General features: G+C 70.3%; 11 protein-coding genes, 2 tRNA genes and 2 pseudogenes. 11 read left to right on the forward strand and 4 right to left on the reverse strand.

Annotation, left to right across the window (positions count from 1 at the left end; translation table 11 throughout):
• Positions 1–237 precede the first annotated feature (237 nt).
• The 6 genes from recF to IE242_RS16910 all read left to right on the forward strand — a co-directional run bounded on the left by recF (position 238) and on the right by IE242_RS16910 (position 8,038).
• Positions 238–1,359 (forward strand): DNA replication/repair protein RecF, encoded by a 1,122-nt coding sequence (gene recF, locus IE242_RS16885; protein WP_189860005.1) that lies wholly within the window; start codon positions 238–240, stop codon positions 1,357–1,359.
• Positions 1,356–1,913: a DciA family protein gene (locus IE242_RS16890; protein ID WP_189860007.1), complete on the forward strand. Its 558-nt coding sequence runs from the start codon at positions 1,356–1,358 to the stop codon at positions 1,911–1,913. The genes recF and IE242_RS16890 overlap by 4 nt, the downstream gene beginning before the upstream one ends.
• 417 nt (positions 1,914–2,330) lie before the next feature.
• A complete protein-coding gene (gyrB, locus tag IE242_RS16895) occupies positions 2,331–4,418 on the forward strand; it encodes a DNA topoisomerase (ATP-hydrolyzing) subunit B (protein ID WP_271208729.1) in 2,088 nt (695 codons plus the stop codon).
• 42 nt (positions 4,419–4,460) lie between these two features.
• Positions 4,461–7,064 carry a DNA gyrase subunit A gene (gene gyrA / locus IE242_RS16900; RefSeq protein WP_189860009.1) on the forward strand — a complete coding sequence of 868 codons (2,604 nt, stop codon included), beginning with the start codon at positions 4,461–4,463 and terminating at the stop codon, positions 7,062–7,064.
• Positions 7,065–7,082: 18 nt separating this feature from the next.
• Positions 7,083–7,850, forward strand: coding sequence for a DUF3566 domain-containing protein (locus IE242_RS16905; protein ID WP_189860011.1), 768 nt, complete (start codon positions 7,083–7,085; stop codon positions 7,848–7,850).
• 111 nt (positions 7,851–7,961) lie between these two features.
• Positions 7,962–8,038, forward strand: a tRNA-Ile gene (locus tag IE242_RS16910).
• 283 nt (positions 8,039–8,321) lie between these two features.
• Here IE242_RS16910 and IE242_RS39545 read toward each other — a convergent pair.
• A pseudogene (locus IE242_RS39545) lies at positions 8,322–8,442 on the reverse strand (site-specific integrase); the annotation flags it as partial.
• 176 nt (positions 8,443–8,618) lie between these two features.
• Positions 8,619–9,002 carry a DUF6344 domain-containing protein gene (locus IE242_RS16915; RefSeq protein WP_229859019.1) on the reverse strand — a complete coding sequence of 128 codons (384 nt, stop codon included), beginning with the start codon at positions 9,000–9,002 and terminating at the stop codon, positions 8,619–8,621.
• 368 nt (positions 9,003–9,370) lie between these two features.
• Here IE242_RS16915 and IE242_RS37740 point away from each other — a divergent pair, with 368 nt between their 5' ends.
• Together IE242_RS37740 and IE242_RS16925 are read left to right on the forward strand one after the other, a co-directional pair.
• On the forward strand, positions 9,371–9,499 hold the full coding sequence (locus IE242_RS37740) for a DLW-39 family protein (protein WP_003999697.1): 129 nt from the start codon (positions 9,371–9,373) through the stop codon (positions 9,497–9,499).
• A gap of 284 nt (positions 9,500–9,783) precedes the next feature.
• Positions 9,784–11,211: a hypothetical protein gene (locus tag IE242_RS16925; RefSeq protein WP_229859021.1), complete on the forward strand. Its 1,428-nt coding sequence runs from the start codon at positions 9,784–9,786 to the stop codon at positions 11,209–11,211.
• Positions 11,212–11,261: 50 nt separating this feature from the next.
• Here IE242_RS16925 and IE242_RS16930 read toward each other — a convergent pair whose 3' ends face one another.
• Together IE242_RS16930 and IE242_RS16935 are read right to left on the reverse strand one after the other, a co-directional pair.
• On the reverse strand, positions 11,262–13,055 hold the full coding sequence (locus IE242_RS16930) for a serine/threonine-protein kinase (RefSeq protein WP_189860014.1): 1,794 nt from the start codon (positions 13,053–13,055) through the stop codon (positions 11,262–11,264).
• Between the two features lie 411 nt (positions 13,056–13,466).
• The gene (locus IE242_RS16935) at positions 13,467–14,015 is read right to left on the reverse strand and encodes a helix-turn-helix domain-containing protein (RefSeq protein WP_189860016.1); all 549 of its coding nucleotides are present in this window, start codon (positions 14,013–14,015) and stop codon (positions 13,467–13,469) included.
• Positions 14,016–14,198: 183 nt separating this feature from the next.
• On the opposite strand from IE242_RS16935, the gene IE242_RS16940 reads away from it, so the two are divergent.
• The 3 genes and pseudogenes from IE242_RS16940 to IE242_RS16950 all read left to right on the forward strand — a co-directional run.
• Positions 14,199–14,271, forward strand: a tRNA-Ala gene (locus IE242_RS16940).
• Between the two features lie 249 nt (positions 14,272–14,520).
• Positions 14,521–14,973, forward strand: a pseudogene (locus IE242_RS16945) (ATP-binding cassette domain-containing protein); the annotation flags it as partial.
• A 62-nt stretch (positions 14,974–15,035) separates the two neighbouring features.
• A partial coding sequence (locus tag IE242_RS16950) for an ACP S-malonyltransferase (protein ID WP_229859089.1) occupies positions 15,036–15,772 on the forward strand: 737 nt, incomplete at its 3' end.

Consider the following 15,772-nt stretch of genomic DNA (forward strand, 5'->3'; position numbering starts at 1 on the left):
ACGACTCCCCGCAGATGAAGATGATCGCCGCGCTGCGCAACCAGTTCGGCGGCCACGCGGTCGAGAAGAAGTAATCCACACCCTGGGGGTGACCAGCGGGGCGATCCCCTCGCTCACCCTCAGGAACGCCCCGGTTGTCCACAGGTCGTGGACAACCGGGGGAACCCGAAGCCACGGCGGGCCCCGCCGCCGCCGCGGCCGCCCGAAGCACCACGTTGGGGAGGTCGGCACACGACCATGCACGTCACGCATCTGTCGCTGGCCGACTTCCGCTCGTACGCCCGGGCCGAGGTCCCGCTGGAGCCGGGCGTCACCGCGTTCGTGGGGCCGAACGGCCAGGGCAAGACGAACCTCGTCGAGGCGGTCGGCTACCTCGCGACCCTCGGCAGCCACCGTGTCGCCTCGGACGCGCCCCTGGTCCGCATGGGAGCCGAACGCGCGGTCGTCCGGGCCCAGGTCCGCCAGGGCGACCGGCAGCAGCTCGTCGAGCTGGAGCTGAACCCGGGCAAGGCCAACCGTGCCCGAATCAACAGGTCCTCGAAGGTCAGGCCACGTGACGTGCTCGGCATCGTGCGGACCGTGCTGTTCGCGCCCGAGGACCTCGCCCTGGTCAAGGGTGACCCTGGTGAGCGGCGCCGCTTCCTCGACGAGCTGATCACGGCGCGCTCCCCCCGTATGGCCGGCGTGCGCTCCGACTACGACCGGGTCCTCAAGCAGCGCAACACGCTCCTGAAGACGGCAGCACTCGCCCGGCGGCACGGTGGCCGTTCCATGGACCTGTCCACCCTCGACGTGTGGGACCAGCACCTCGCGCGCGCGGGCGCCGAGCTGCTCGCCCAGCGTCTGGACCTGGTGGCCACCATGGAGCCGCTCGCCGACAAGGCGTACGAGCAGCTCGCGCCCGGCGGCGGGCCGGTCGCCCTGGAGTACAAGCCGTCCGCGCCCGGCGAGGGCCACACGCGCGAGGAGCTGTACGACCAGCTGACGGCCGCCCTCGCGGAGGCCCGCAAGCAGGAGATCGAGCGAGGCGTGACCCTGGTGGGACCGCACCGCGACGATCTGGTCCTCAAGCTCGGTCAGCTGCCCGCCAAGGGATACGCGTCCCACGGCGAGTCCTGGTCGTACGCGCTGGCACTGCGACTTGCCTCGTACGAGCTGCTGCGCGCCGAGGGCAACGAGCCGGTGCTCGTCCTCGACGACGTGTTCGCCGAGCTGGACGCCCGCCGGAGGGAGCGGCTGGCGGAGATGGTCGCCCCTGGGGAGCAGGTACTGGTCACGGCGGCGGTCGACGACGACGTACCCGGCGTCCTGACCGGGACGCGGTACGCGGTGTCCGACGGCACGGTGGAGCGGGCATGAGCGGCGACGGACCCGCACCGGACCCGCGGAAACCCGCCTCCCGCAAGGCGGCAGAGCCCTCCGGCGTCGACCTCGCGCGCGTGGCGCTCAGGGCGGCGAAGGAGGCGGCACGCGCGCGTGGGGATGCCGCTCAGCAGAAGCGGCAGGCCCGGCGCGGTGGCGGACTGCGCTCCGGCGCGCGAGCCGACGGCCGTGACCCGATGGCGCTCGGCTCCGCCATCAACCGCCTGATCACCGAGCGCGGCTGGGAGGCCCCCGCGGCCGTCGGCGGTGTCATGGGGCGCTGGCCGGAGATCGTCGGCGCGGACGTGGCCAAGCACTGCGTCCCCGAGAAGTACGACGAGGACGAGCGGATCCTGACCGTGCGCTGCGACTCGACGGCCTGGGCGACGAACCTGCGCCTGCTGGCCCCGCAGCTGGTGGCCCGGCTGAACCAGGATCTCGGCCACGGCAGGGTCGCGCTGATCAAGGTGTACGGCCCCGGCGGCCCCGCTCGCCGCTACGGCCCGCTGCGCGCCCCCGGAAGCGCCGGCCCCGGGGACACGTACGGCTGAGCACCCCAGACACTCGGGGGTGACCGGAGTCACACAGAGGTGTGCGTCACGGCGGCCGGGAGCCTTCGGCAGAGGGCTCCCGGCCGCCGTTGCGCACCCTTCCGCCCGAGCCTGCGCGGCGGTGGACAGCGACCTGACCCGGGAGTAGCGAAGGGTTGACGTCCGGAAGCGCTGAGTGCCGCTGTGAGCCTCTTGGAGCCCCGTTCCGCATATGGGGAGTCGGCCGAGACCGGTTCAGGGCGGCACATGGGGACTCAGGTACCGGCAAACCCCCATCACTGTCGGCGCTACCGGTAGACTGGAAGCTAATCCAGCCCCACTTGTGGGGACCGTTTCGGAAACACTGTGCAACGCTGACAAAAGCTTCCACCGCAACATGCCGCAGCCGCTCCGGCAGACCAGCCGGGAGTCTGGCTCGTGCTGTGCCAGAAAGGGCGCTTCGTGGCCGATTCCGGCAACCCCAACGAGAACATCCCGTCCACCGACGCCGGCGCCAACGGCGAGGCCGCATCCCCGAACGGTGAGGTCGCGGCCTCCTCGTACGACGCCAGCGCCATCACCGTCCTCGAAGGGCTGGACGCGGTCCGCAAGCGACCTGGCATGTACATCGGCTCGACCGGTGAGCGCGGCCTGCACCACCTGGTGCAGGAGGTCGTGGACAACTCCGTCGACGAGGCGATGGCCGGTCACGCCGACACGATCGACGTGACGATCCTCGCCGACGGCGGCGTGCGCGTCGTCGACAACGGCCGTGGCATCCCGGTCGGCATCGTGCCGTCGGAGAACAAGCCGGCCGTCGAGGTCGTGCTGACCGTGCTGCACGCGGGCGGCAAGTTCGGCGGCGGTGGCTACGCGGTCTCCGGTGGTCTGCACGGCGTGGGCGTGTCCGTGGTGAACGCGCTGTCGACGAAGGTCGCCGTCGAGGTCAAGACCGACGGCTACCGCTGGACGCAGGACTACAAGATGGGCGTCCCCACGGCCCCGCTCGCCCAGCACGAGGCGACGGAGGAGACCGGTACGTCGGTCACCTTCTGGGCCGACGGTGACATCTTCGAGACCACCGACTACTCCTTCGAGACGCTCTCGCGGCGCTTCCAGGAGATGGCGTTCCTCAACAAGGGCCTGAAGATCAGGCTCACCGACGAGCGCGAGTCGGCCAAGGCCACCACGGGTGCCGACGAGGCCGGTGCGGACGACAAGGCCGAGGTCAAGACCGTCACGTACCACTACGAGGGCGGCATCGTCGACTTCGTGAAGTACCTCAACTCCCGCAAGGGCGAGGTGGTCCACCCCTCCGTGATCGACATCGAGGCCGAGGACAAGGAGAAGCTCCTGTCCGTCGAGGTCGCGATGCAGTGGAACAACGGGTACAACGAGGGCGTCTACTCCTTCGCGAACACCATCCACACCCACGAGGGCGGTACGCACGAGGAGGGCTTCCGGGCCGCGCTGACCGGTCTGATCAACCGCTACGCGCGCGACAAGAAGCTGCTCCGCGAGAAGGACGACAACCTCACGGGTGACGACATCCGCGAGGGTCTGACCGCGATCATCTCGGTCAAGCTCGGGGAGCCCCAGTTCGAGGGTCAGACCAAGACAAAGCTGGGCAACACGGAGGCGAAGACCTTCGTGCAGAAGGTCGTCCACGAGCACCTCACGGACTGGCTGGACCGTAACCCGGTCGAGGCCGCGGACATCATCCGGAAGGGCATCCAGGCGGCCACCGCGCGCGTGGCGGCCCGCAAGGCGCGCGACCTCACGCGGCGCAAGGGCCTGCTGGAGACGGCGTCCCTGCCGGGCAAGCTCTCCGACTGCCAGTCGAACGACCCCACCAAGTGCGAGATCTTCATCGTCGAGGGCGACTCCGCCGGCGGCTCGGCCAAGTCGGGCCGGAACCCGCAGTACCAGGCGATCCTCCCGATCCGCGGCAAGATCCTCAACGTGGAGAAGGCGCGGATCGACAAGATCCTGCAGAACCAGGAGATCCAGGCGCTGATCTCCGCCTTCGGCACCGGGGTCCATGAGGACTTCGACATCGAGAAGCTCCGCTACCACAAGATCATCCTGATGGCGGACGCCGACGTCGACGGCCAGCACATCAACACCCTGCTGCTGACCTTCCTCTTCCGCTTCATGCGGCCGCTGGTCGAGGCCGGGCACGTGTTCCTGTCGCGTCCCCCGCTGTACAAGATCAAGTGGGGCAAGGACGACTTCGAGTACGCGTACTCCGACCGCGAGCGCGACGCCCTGATCGAGCTCGGCCGGCAGAACGGCAAGCGCATCAGGGACGACTCGGTCCAGCGCTTCAAGGGTCTCGGCGAGATGAACGCCGAGGAGCTGCGCGTCACCACCATGGACGTCGACCACCGTGTCCTCGGCCAGGTCACGCTCGACGACGCCGCCCAGGCCGACGACCTGTTCTCGGTACTCATGGGCGAGGACGTCGAGGCCCGCCGCGCGTTCATCCAGCGCAACGCCAAGGACGTCCGCTTCCTCGACATCTGAGTCGGTCCCAGCTGACCGCACCAGGAAGGATCCCCACCAGCAATGGCCGACGAGAACACCCCAGTGACGCCTGAAGAGACCGGTGCCGCCGAGGACACGACCCTGCGCATCGAGCCCGTCGGGCTCGAGACGGAGATGCAGCGCTCCTACCTCGACTACGCGATGTCCGTCATCGTCTCGCGCGCGCTGCCGGACGTACGGGACGGTCTGAAGCCCGTGCACCGCCGCGTCCTGTACGCCATGTACGACGGCGGCTACCGGCCCGAGAAGGGCTTCTACAAGTGCGCCCGCGTCGTCGGCGACGTCATGGGCAACTACCACCCGCACGGCGACTCCTCGATCTACGACGCGCTGGTCCGCCTCGCGCAGCCGTGGTCGATGCGGATGCCGCTGGTGGACTCCAACGGCAACTTCGGCTCGCCGGGCAACGACCCGGCGGCGGCCATGCGCTACACCGAGTGCAAGATGGCGCCGCTGTCGATGGAGATGGTCCGCGACATCGACGAGGAGACCGTCGACTTCACGGACAACTACGACGGCCGCTCCCAGGAGCCGACCGTCCTGCCGGCGCGCTTTCCGAACCTGCTGATCAACGGCTCGGCGGGCATCGCGGTCGGCATGGCGACCAACATCCCGCCGCACAACCTGCGCGAGGTCGCGGCCGGTGCCCAGTGGTGCCTGGAGAACCCCGAGGCCTCCCACGAGGAGCTGCTCGAGGCGCTCATCGAGCGCATCAAGGGCCCCGACTTCCCGACCGGCGCGCTGGTGGTGGGCCGCAAGGGCATCGAGGAGGCGTACCGCACCGGCCGCGGCTCCATCACGATGCGCGCGGTCGTCGAGGTCGAGGAGATCCAGAACCGCCAGTGCCTGGTGGTCACGGAGCTGCCGTACCAGGTCAACCCGGACAACCTCGCGCAGAAGATCGCCGACCTGGTGAAGGACGGCCGGATCGGCGGCATCGCGGACGTCCGCGACGAGACGTCGTCCCGTACCGGTCAGCGCCTGGTCATCGTCCTCAAGCGGGACGCGGTCGCCAAGGTCGTCCTGAACAACCTGTACAAGCACACCGACCTGCAGACGAACTTCGGCGCCAACATGCTGGCGCTGGTCGACGGCGTGCCGCGCACCCTCTCCCTGGACGCCTTCATCCGTCACTGGGTGACGCACCAGATCGAGGTCATCGTCCGCCGGACGCGCTTCCGGCTGCGCAAGGCCGAGGAGCGCGCGCACATCCTGCGCGGCCTGCTGAAGGCCCTGGACGCCATCGACGAGGTCATCGCGCTGATCCGGCGCAGCGACACCGTCGAGGTCGCGCGCGGCGGCCTGATGGGCCTCCTGGACATCGACGAGATCCAGGCCAACGCCATCCTCGAGATGCAGCTGCGCCGGCTGGCCGCCCTGGAGCGCCAGAAGATCGTCCAGGAGCACGACGAGCTCCAGGCCAAGATCAACGAGTACAACGCGATCCTCGCCTCGCCGACCCGCCAGCGCGGCATCGTCAGCGAGGAGCTCGCGGCGCTCGTCGAGAAGTACGGCGACGACCGCCAGACGAAGCTGATCCCCTACGAGGGCGACATGTCCATCGAGGACCTGATCGCCGAGGAGGACATCGTCGTCACGGTCACCCGCGGCGGCTACGTCAAGCGCACCAAGACCGACGACTACCGCGCCCAGAAGCGCGGCGGCAAGGGCGTACGCGGCACGAAGCTGAAGGAAGACGACATCGTCGACCACTTCTTCGTCTCGACGACCCACCACTGGCTGCTGTTCTTCACCAACAAGGGCCGCGTCTACCGGGCCAAGGCGTACGAGCTCCCGGACGCCGGCCGTGACGCGCGCGGGCAGCACGTCGCGAACCTGCTGGCCTTCCAGCCGGACGAGGCGATCGCCGAGATCCTCGCGATCCGCGACTACGACGCCGCGCCGTACCTGGTGCTGGCCACCAAGGGTGGTCTGGTCAAGAAGACGCCTCTGAAGGATTACGATTCGCCCCGCTCCGGCGGTGTGATCGCCATCAATCTCCGCGAGACGGAGGACGGCTCGGACGATGAACTGATCGGAGCCGAACTGGTCTCGGCCGACGACGATCTGCTTCTGATCAGCAAGAAGGCGCAGTCAATCCGGTTTACGGCCACCGATGAAACGCTGCGGCCGATGGGCCGTGCCACCTCGGGCGTCAAGGGAATGAGCTTCCGCGAGGGCGACGAGCTGCTCTCGATGAATGTTGTTCGACCGGGTACGTTCGTGTTCACTGCCACGGACGGCGGGTACGCGAAGCGGACCGCCGTCGACGAGTACCGCGTCCAGGGCCGCGGCGGCCTCGGCATCAAGGCCGCCAAGATCGTGGAGGACCGCGGTGAGCTCGTCGGCGCGCTGGTGGTCGAGGAGAGCGACGAGATCCTCGCCATCACACTGTCCGGCGGTGTGATTCGTACGCGAGTCAGCGAGGTCAGGGAAACGGGCCGTGACACCATGGGCGTCCAACTGATCAACCTGGGCAAGCGCGATGCCGTCGTGGGCATCGCTCGTAATGCCGAGGCGGGGCGCGAGGCCGAGGAGGTCGACGGTGACGAGGCCGTGGACGAGACGGCCGACGGCGCCACGGACACCGGCACGGACGAGGGCGGGCAGTCCTCGGCCGAGTAGCGCGAGGAGTGAGTCATCGTGAGCGGAGCCACGGGCGCCGGATCGACCGGTACGGGAACGGACGGCGGCCGTGGCTCCGCCACGAGCTCGACTGCCTCTCACGACTCAGAGGAATCCCAGGGGGGAACTGTGACGGACGCCCGAGGTCCGCATACGCAGCAGTACGCGGCCGGCGCGGGTCCGGCCGCGGCCCAGGCCCAGCAGCATGCCACCGCGGCGTCGGCCTCCCCGCTGCCCGGGGAGCGGTCCTCGCAGCAGCAGTCCGGGCCGTACCACCCGCCGCAGGCCTACAGCACGGCCGCGGGCGGGCCGGACGGCGCCGGGCATCCGGGTGGCAGGACGGACACCACCGGCGGACCCGGCGCTCCTGCCGGTGCCGTACGGCGTCCGCGTACGGGCGCGCGCACCACGCCGCGTACCCGCAAGGCCCGGCTGCGCGTGGCCAAGGCCGACCCGTGGTCGGTGATGAAGGTCAGTTTCCTGCTCTCCATCGCGCTCGGCATCTGCACGATCGTGGCGGCCGCGGTGCTCTGGATGGTCATGGACGCGATGGGCGTCTTCTCGACGGTCGGTGGCACCATCTCCGAGGCGACGGGCTCCAACGAGTCCAACGGATTCGACCTGCAGTCCTTCCTGTCCCTGCCCAACGTCCTGATCTTCACCTCGATCATCGCGGTCATCGACGTGGTCCTCGCCACGGCACTGGCGACGCTGGGCGCGTTCATCTACAACCTCTCCGCCGGCTTCGTGGGCGGCGTGGAACTGACGCTCGCCGAGGACGAGTGAGCGGGGCCGGATCGGGCCTGGGAGGGCCCCTCCGGGTATCGATTTTGGGACTGCCCACGTAGTGCGCTAATCTTCAGGAGTCAGCGCGCGGGACACACCGCAGAGCGCGGCGGGGCTATAGCTCAGTTGGTTAGAGCGCATCCCTGATAAGGATGAGGCCACAGGTTCAAATCCTGTTAGCCCCACCAGCGAAAAGACCCCCGGTCCGAATGGGCCGGGGGTCTTTGACATCCACGGCTGACATCAGCGGTGATCGCGGAACCAGCTCCCAAGCCCAAGCGTCGTGCTTGGTACACATGACTCTCGGGGAGGGCCAGTGGAAGGCGATCCGCCGTGGTGGGGCATCTTCGTGGTCTCAGCAGGGGCGACGCTGATTCTCGGAGCGATCCTTCTGACAGTGGTCGCCACGGTCACTCTCGGAGCGGGCTGGGTTCGCAGGAGGCTCAGGCGCTAGTCCTCCAACGCCAGGCATCAGCCGATGAGCGGATCTTCCAGCAACTCCGCGAGCATCGCGACAGCTTCCCGTTCGTCCGCCGACCACGTGCGTAAAGACGTCCATGGTCATGCTGATCTGGCTGTGGCGAAGGATTTCGGCGTCAAGGTGGGCATGTCATCACCCTGAACGTTCAGGGTGACGTCACAGCACGCACGAGAACCCCCGACCGTCCCAGGTGGGGGGTTTTCGTGTGGGGCGTACGCAAAGTCGCCTCGTTGCCCCGAAGGGCGGGCCGTGCCGGTCAGGTCAGGTCAGCTGCGAAGGCTGGGGAATCACTCCCGGGAGACCGGCGTGTGGGCGGGTGACAGGGTCTCCGTGCGTTCCGCGAGGTGTCTGGGGGTCCTTGCGGTGTTCACCACCGCGTCCCTCGTCGTGCTCGTCAGAGTGTCCGTATGTCTGTGCAGGCGGCAGGACGGTGAGCCGCCGTGGGCCTCGGCCCGGATGCGCTGTTTCATAGTGGGTGGCAGCGCGCCGCTGTGGGACGAAGCCTCCGAGGGTGCCGTGGGCACCGTGACGGCCGGTGCGGGGTTGCACGCTGGCTCGGCCTGCGGTACCGCGGCGGACGCCGTGGTCGTGATCAGTCCGAGCGCCGTGCAGAGCGCGAGGAAGGCGGCGACGACGGCCGTCCACAGCCTCATGACCTTGTTCGGGACCATGGCCCCTCACTTTCGGGTTGGGCGATTTGCGTACTTTCCTCATGATGTGTATGCGGAGTGCGAAGTGTCGGACCGACGCCCATGGCGCGTCGACCTTCAGATGAACACCACTCGGATGGGCGCAAGTGGGGCGAGATGTCCCGGAACATGAGGTTTCGGTGGCGGTTCGGATGACGGCGTGATACGTCCTCCACGCGCCGTGTGGACCGTGCGATGTGATCAGCCTGCGATCGGAGTGGTGTGATCCGCTTCTCTCGCGGTATTGCAGGAGGAAGTTGGCCACCGAAGCAGGTCACTGATCGATATCGATCGGTGTGTATAGTCGGGCGCCAGAAGTCCCCTACGTCAAGGAAAGACGAGGTCGCGCGGTGAAGAAGCTTCTCCTGGTCGCACTGGCCGCCATCGGCGGGCTCCTCGTGTACCGCCAGATCCAGGCGGACCGCGCCGAGCAGGATCTGTGGACGGAGGCGACTGACTCCGTGCCCACGGGTTCGTGAGTGCCGACACCAGTCTCAGAACAGACCCCGACCGCTCGACTCGCGGTCGGGGTCTTGTGTTGTGCGGTACGGCGCGGGGCGTGAGCGAGCCTCCTGCGCCGCCGCGTACGCCGGGACCGTCCCGGCGCACGGCCACCGCGGAGACGGCGCGGCATGGCCGCCCCGGAAAGGATCAGGCCCCCTGGAGGGGGCGTTTCGGGCAGTCGTCCACGGAGGGCGGGTGCCGGCCCGGCCGGCGGGGCAGGATGGGCGGCGTCCAGGGCTACGACGAGGGGTGACGCGTGATGGGGCGGCGCACGGTCTGGTGGCGAGTGGTGGCGGCCTCCGCGGCGCTCCTGTGTGCGGCTGCCGCGCTGTCCGGGACCGCGAGGGCGGCCGGCACCTCCGATCCCGATCCGTCCGCTCCGTACGCCTTCGACGAGGACGCCCGTACGGTCGAGGGCGCGACGAGCACCACCGGATCCGTACGCCTAGTCGCCGGGACGACGTACCGCAGTTCCCTCGGTGCGGACGGCAAGCTGTACTACCGCCTCGAGCTGGACGGTGCGGCCGATGCCTACGTCTCCGCGACGGCCGTTCCCCGGCCGGGGACCGCCGTCGCCTCCTCCGCCGGGCTCAAGGTGTCGCTGCAGGACGCCGACGGTCACGTCTGCTCCTCCGACACGGCCCGCTTCGGCCCGACCCGCAGCCCCCGTCCGGTCACCGCCTGGGTGGTGCGCGAGGCGGACCGTGACGCGTACATGTGCCGAGCGGCAGGTGCGTACTACGTGGTCGTCGAGCGTGCCGTCACGGGTGGCTCGTCGCAGGAGGGCACAGAGGGCGGCGGGGAGCCCTGGGAGCTGGAGCTCAGACACGCGTGGGAGCCGCCCCTGAAGGACGCCGGTGCGACGACGGCACCGCCGGAGAACTGGAGCTCGGCGACCCCCGAGGCCGTCACGGGCGACGGCGGGCCGCGCACGGGCGGTACGGGCTTCGCGACGGCGAGCCCCGTCGGCCAGGGCGTCTGGTCGCAGACGGGCGGCATCAGACCCGGCCGGACGCTCTACTACAAGGTGCCCGTGGACTGGGGCCAGCAGGTGTACGCCACGGCCGAGCTCGGCAGCGCGGACGGCGGCGGGGACGGCTTCACGGGCAGTGCGATGGTCGTGTCCCTCTACAACCCCGTACGGGGCCTCGTGGACGACGTGACGTCCCCCTATGACGGCCGTCAGCGGTCCGTGGCTTTGGATCCGCTGCCTCCCGTGCGCTACGGCAACCGTCACGCCGTCGACGACGAGACGAGCGCGATGCGGTTCGCCGGCTGGTACTACCTCGCGGTGCATCTCGGGGAGCCGGTCGCCGAACGGTTCGGGGACGGTCCGTTCGGACTGACGCTGCGTGTGCGGGTGGAGGGCTCGCCGGAGGAGGGGCCCGGGTACCTCGGGGCGTCCGAACCGCGCGACGTGTTCACGGTCACGGCCGAGGACCGGGAGGCCGCGGAGAACGGAGAGGGGGCCGGCACCGCGGGCGAGGACGGTGGCGGTGCCGGGGGCACCGGCGGGGACGAGGACTCCGGCGGGACCGGCAGCGCGGCGGCCTCCGGCGGCGGCCGAGGACCGGGAGGCCACGCCACCGCCATGAAAGTGCTGGCCGCCGGGGGTATCGGCACCGGAAGCGTGCTCGTACTGGGGCTCGGTCTGTGGACGCTCGTGGCCCGGCGGCGGGCGGCTTAGGGGTACTCGGGGCAAGGATCGTCGGGCCAGGGGACGGGGCGGGCCGGGGATCAGAGCTGGGCCAGGGCCCAGAAACCCACCGCGAAGCAGACCAGGGCGAGGAGCAGGACCGGTACGGCCACCCTGGCGGGCGGGCCCGGTCGTCGGCGCGCTTTCCGCCTCGTCCCCCGCCTCGAACGGCGGGGGCCGTCCGGGGAACGAGCGCTGTACGCATCAGGTGAGGGTGAGGCAGGTGAGGCGTATGCCTGCTGCTGCACCGCCGTCTCCGTGTGAGGGGGAGCGTAGACGGCGGACTGGACCGACAGCGCTGTCGGAGTGTGGACCGCGGCCACATGGGACTGCGGCTGGGGCTGTGGTCGGGGCTGGGGCTGTGGCTGTGGTTGGGGCTGTGGTGGGGATTGCGGCTGGGCCTGAGGCCGCACCTGAACGGGCTGGGGCGGTGGCAGGTGGAAGCTGCCCGTGTCCGACATCGTGGACGGCCGCGGAGGCTCCGGAGCCCGCGCCGGACGCGGGGGTACGACGGTGGGGTCGGGGGCGGAGAAGAGATCGCGGCCTGAGCCGGCCGTCGTCGACGGTGCGGTGCTCGGCATGGGGGGTGGTGCGGCGGGCGGCCGGGGCACGGGGGCCGATGGGGGAGCCGGTGGTGCGGTGTCCGTGTCGGCACTCGACGGAGGGGCGTGCGGGGGCCTCGGTGCGATGCTCGCGGCCGCGGACGGCGGGGGCGCTGTGCCGCCTGCGCCCGAGCTGGTGCTCGTGCCCGTGCCCGTGCCCGTGCCGGGGCCTGTGCCTGTGCTCCCGCCTGCGTCGGGGCCCGCGCCTGTTCCCGTGCCCGTGCCCGTGCCTGTTCCCGTGCCGGTGGGCGGGCTCGAGTTCGTGCTGCGCGCGGAGTGGCCCGATGTACCTGCCGTGCCTGTAGTACCTGCCGTTCCGCTCGTGTCCAGGCCGGAGGCCCGCTTGAGCGGTCCCGCGGGGGTGAACCCTTCGGGCAGCGGGCCCAGTTGGTCGAAGACCTCGACCAGCTCGGACACCTCGTCGTCCGGGTCGGGCTCCGGCAGGAGCTCCGCGGCCGCGGCGAGCGCCTTGCGGGCCCCCGTGGCGGTGCGGAAACGGGCATGCGGGTCGGGCTGCACCAGCGTGGCCACGACCTGCCACAGGGGCTCGGGAATGTTCATGGGCGGGCCGGGCGTGCCATGGGCCGCGAAGTGCTCGATCAGCGCCTTGGTGTCGGGCTTGGCGCCTTCCAGGAGGTACAGGGCGACCAGGCCCACGGCGAACAGATCGGCGGGGAAGTCGGGCTCCGCGCCCATCATCTGCTCGGGGGCCAGGTAACCGGGCGTCCCGACCACGTAGTTGGTCTCGGTCAGCCGGGGGTCGCCCAGGCGCATCGCGATGCCGAAGTCGGACAGCCGCAGATGCGGCCGGGCCGTCCCGGTGGCCTCCAGCAGGACGTTGGCGGGCTTGATGTCCCGGTGCACGACGTCCTCGGCGTGGACCGCCGAGAGCCCGGAGAGAAGCTGGTCGAGCAGGGTGCAGACGAAGGCGGTCGGCAGCGGGCCGTAGTCGTTGACGAGGTTGACGAGCGAGCCTCCCGTGACCAGTTCCATGGTGAACAGCACCTGGTCGTCGTCGGCTGCCCAGCTGGTCGGTGCGAGCACATGGGGGTGATCGATGCGCAGGGCCTGTTCCCTGACGAAGCGCAGCAGGGAGTGTGCGTCGCGCTGCTGGAGGACCTTGGCCGCCACGTAGCGGCGCCGCCGGTGGTCCCAGGCGCGCCATACGGCGCCCACCCCTCCGCGCCCGATCGGGTCGACCAGTTCGTACCGGCCGGCGAAGACCTCACCCATGGCTGTGCGTCGCTCCCCCTTCAGTTCCCCCCTCGGCTGGTCGCCACTCGGCGAGCGCTACGGCTCCCTTCGGCCGGCCCGGATACGGCGACCCGGTCTCCGGTCCGTCGTCGAAGCCCGCTGTCGCTCCCCGTACGCCTCCCCTTCCCGCACGCTCCGGCGCCCGGGCCCTCGGTGGGGCCCTTCTCCGGTGCGTGCGCCTCTCCGTCCTCCTGCGTGGAGTCCGGTGGCCGGGTTCCCAGCTTTCTTGTTCTGTTGTGCTGTGCAGCTCCGCCTGTCGTGTCCCACTCCCCAGCTCCCGGAGCTGTTATTCGTGGGTGCCCGATCGCTTTCCCGTCTGGCTTTCCCGTTCCGCCTTCACGTTTCGCCTTCCCGGCCGCCGAACCCCCTTTTCGGCGGCCGGGTCACCGATCAGCTCTGGTGGGCCTGGTAGTGCGCCACCGCGTCGGAGGTGCGGCCGGCTCCGTACACCCGGAGGAACTCTGCCAGCTCCGGGTGGGTCGGGGCGAGGGTCTCCGCGGCATCGATGATGTCGCCCGCGGCCGCCACCGAGCGCAGCAGCGACTGGATCTCGCGGACCACCCGCTTCACGGTGGGCGCCCCCGAACTCGTCGTCGACTGCGTCGTGTTGCTCAGGACCGAGCCCCCCTGCGACTTCTTGATCTCGTCCATGCGCTGGGTCGCCTCCGCGGCGCTCACGCTGCCGTCCGCGACCTGCCCCGCGAGGTCCTGCAGCAGCTGCACCCGCTGGACCACCGCGGGGTTGCCGATCTTGGCGCGCTGGCCGCTCATCAGCTGCGACAGCATGGGCGCGGAGAGCCCCAGTACCCCCGCGAGACGAGCCTGGTTGAGTCCCAGGTCGTCGATGAGCCTACGGAAGAGCGCCCCCAGCGGCTCTCCGTACCAGGTCCGCTGCAGCTCCCGGGCTCTTGCGGTTGCTTCCTGCTGTGCGGCGTCCATTGCGTCTCCCCATCGCTTCCCCAAATACCGCGGTTCGCTGTAGCGAACCACGCCGTGCATCTTACGGAGCGTGGTTGTTCACGGGGACCCCCAATCTTTTTGCGGGATCCCGGGGGTGACCCGGTACTCTGGTCTGCGGCGCCCCCCGGTCGCGGAGTTCTCCGGGCGGACGCTTCTCTTCCGGGGGCCTTAGCTCAGTTGGTAGAGCGCTGTCTTTGCATGGCAGATGTCAGGGGTTCGACTCCCCTAGGCTCCACTCCGTACAGCCCCTCTGACCTGCGGAAACGCGGGTCAGAGGGGCTTTTTCGCGTGCCCGCCGCGGGCTTTTCCGTGCTGCTGCACGATGCCTCCCGCGGCAGGGCCCTCCAGGACGGACGCCCGGGCGAGGAGCGAGGCGCTCGCCGCCCGGATAGCCGCCGGACAGCCGGTCGGGCAGGGGCCGATAGACGGCCGGAGAAGAGTGGGTCTCGCCAGGTCACCCCGTTGAGATGGTGAGGACTCGAAGATGATCAGTACCCGACCGCGCCCGGTGACCGGGGAGGTGACGTCGCCGGATGCCGTCCGGCTCAGCTCGGTCGTGAAGCGGTTCACCGATGCCAAGGGGGAGCGCTTCAGCGCCGTCGACGGTATCGATCTGCGCATCCGGCGGAGCGAGATCGTGGCGTTCCTCGGGCCGAACGGTGCCGGCAAGACGACCACCATCGACATGCTGCTCGGGCTGACCCGGCCCGACGAGGGATCGGTGGAGCTGTTCGGGCGCGAGCCGCAGCAGGCGGTGCGCTCCGGGCAGGTCGCCGCGGTGCTCCAGACGGGCGGGCTGTTGCCCGACCTGACCGTCGAGGCCACCGTGCGGATGCTCGGATCGCTGCACCCGGGTTCCGACGTGGACGCGGTGCTGGTGCGGGCCGGGCTCGACGGGCTGCGGGGCCGCCGCGTCGTGGAGTGCTCCGGCGGCGAGCAGCAGCGGCTGCGGTTCGCCCTCGCCCTGCTCCCCGGGCCCGAGCTGCTGGTCCTCGACGTGTGTATGCATTCGTCACGCCGGGACAGGGCTCCCAGACGCCGGGCATGGTGGCCGGCTGGCTGCGCGACCCGGTGTACGCCGAGCGGCTGCGGGCCTGGTCCGAGGCGGCCGACGTGGACCTCGTGCACCTCGGCGGCAGGGCGCCGGCCGCCGAGATCGCACGCACCGAGCACACCCAGCCGATGCTGGTCGCCGCCGGGCTCCTCGCCCATGAGGCGCTCGGCCCGGCCGGGCCGGAGGGGCCGCTGGTGGCCGCCGGGCACTCGGTCGGGGAGCTGACCGCGGCGGTGTACGCCGGAGCGCTCGCCCCCGCTGACGCCGTGCGCCTCGCCGCGGTGCGGGGCCGGGCGATGGCCGCCGCCTGCGCCGAGGTCCCCACCTCGATGGCGGCCGTGGTCGGCGGCGACGAGGCCGGTGTCCTCGGCCGCATCGCCGAACTGGGCCTGTACGCGGCCACGTTCAACGGCCCCGGCCAGATCGTCGCGGCCGGAGCCGTGAGGGACCTGGAGCGGCTCGCCGCCGCTCCGCCGCCCTCCGCCACGGTCAAGCCGCTCCCGGTCGCGGGCGCCTTCCACACCGCGTACATGGAATCCGCGCGGCAGGCCGTCGCGGCGGCCGCCGAGCGGACACCGTTCCTGCGGCCGGCCGAGGCGCTCCTGTCGAATGCCGACGGCACCGTCGTCAGCGAGCCGGACGACATCCGCCGCCGCCTCGTCGAGCAGGGCGTGATGTTTCA

The organism is Streptomyces poonensis (genome assembly GCF_014650915.1).
GTDB classification, from domain to species: domain Bacteria; phylum Actinomycetota; class Actinomycetes; order Streptomycetales; family Streptomycetaceae; genus Streptomyces; species Streptomyces poonensis.

Bases quoted from the DNA above. Each gene is read 5' to 3' on its own strand.
- recF (WP_189860005.1), top strand. From the start codon at position 238: ATGCACGTCACGCATCTGTCGCTGGCCGACTTCCGCTCGTACGCCCGG.
- IE242_RS16930 (WP_189860014.1), bottom strand. From the start codon at position 13,055: ATGGGTGAGGTCTTCGCCGGCCGGTACGAACTGGTCGACCCGATCGGG.
- IE242_RS16915 (WP_229859019.1), bottom strand. From the start codon at position 9,002: ATGGTCCCGAACAAGGTCATGAGGCTGTGGACGGCCGTCGTCGCCGCC.
- IE242_RS16925 (WP_229859021.1), top strand. From the start codon at position 9,784: ATGGGGCGGCGCACGGTCTGGTGGCGAGTGGTGGCGGCCTCCGCGGCG.
- IE242_RS16890 (WP_189860007.1), top strand. From the start codon at position 1,356: ATGAGCGGCGACGGACCCGCACCGGACCCGCGGAAACCCGCCTCCCGC.
- gyrA (WP_189860009.1), top strand. From the start codon at position 4,461: ATGGCCGACGAGAACACCCCAGTGACGCCTGAAGAGACCGGTGCCGCC.
- IE242_RS16935 (WP_189860016.1), bottom strand. From the start codon at position 14,015: ATGGACGCCGCACAGCAGGAAGCAACCGCAAGAGCCCGGGAGCTGCAG.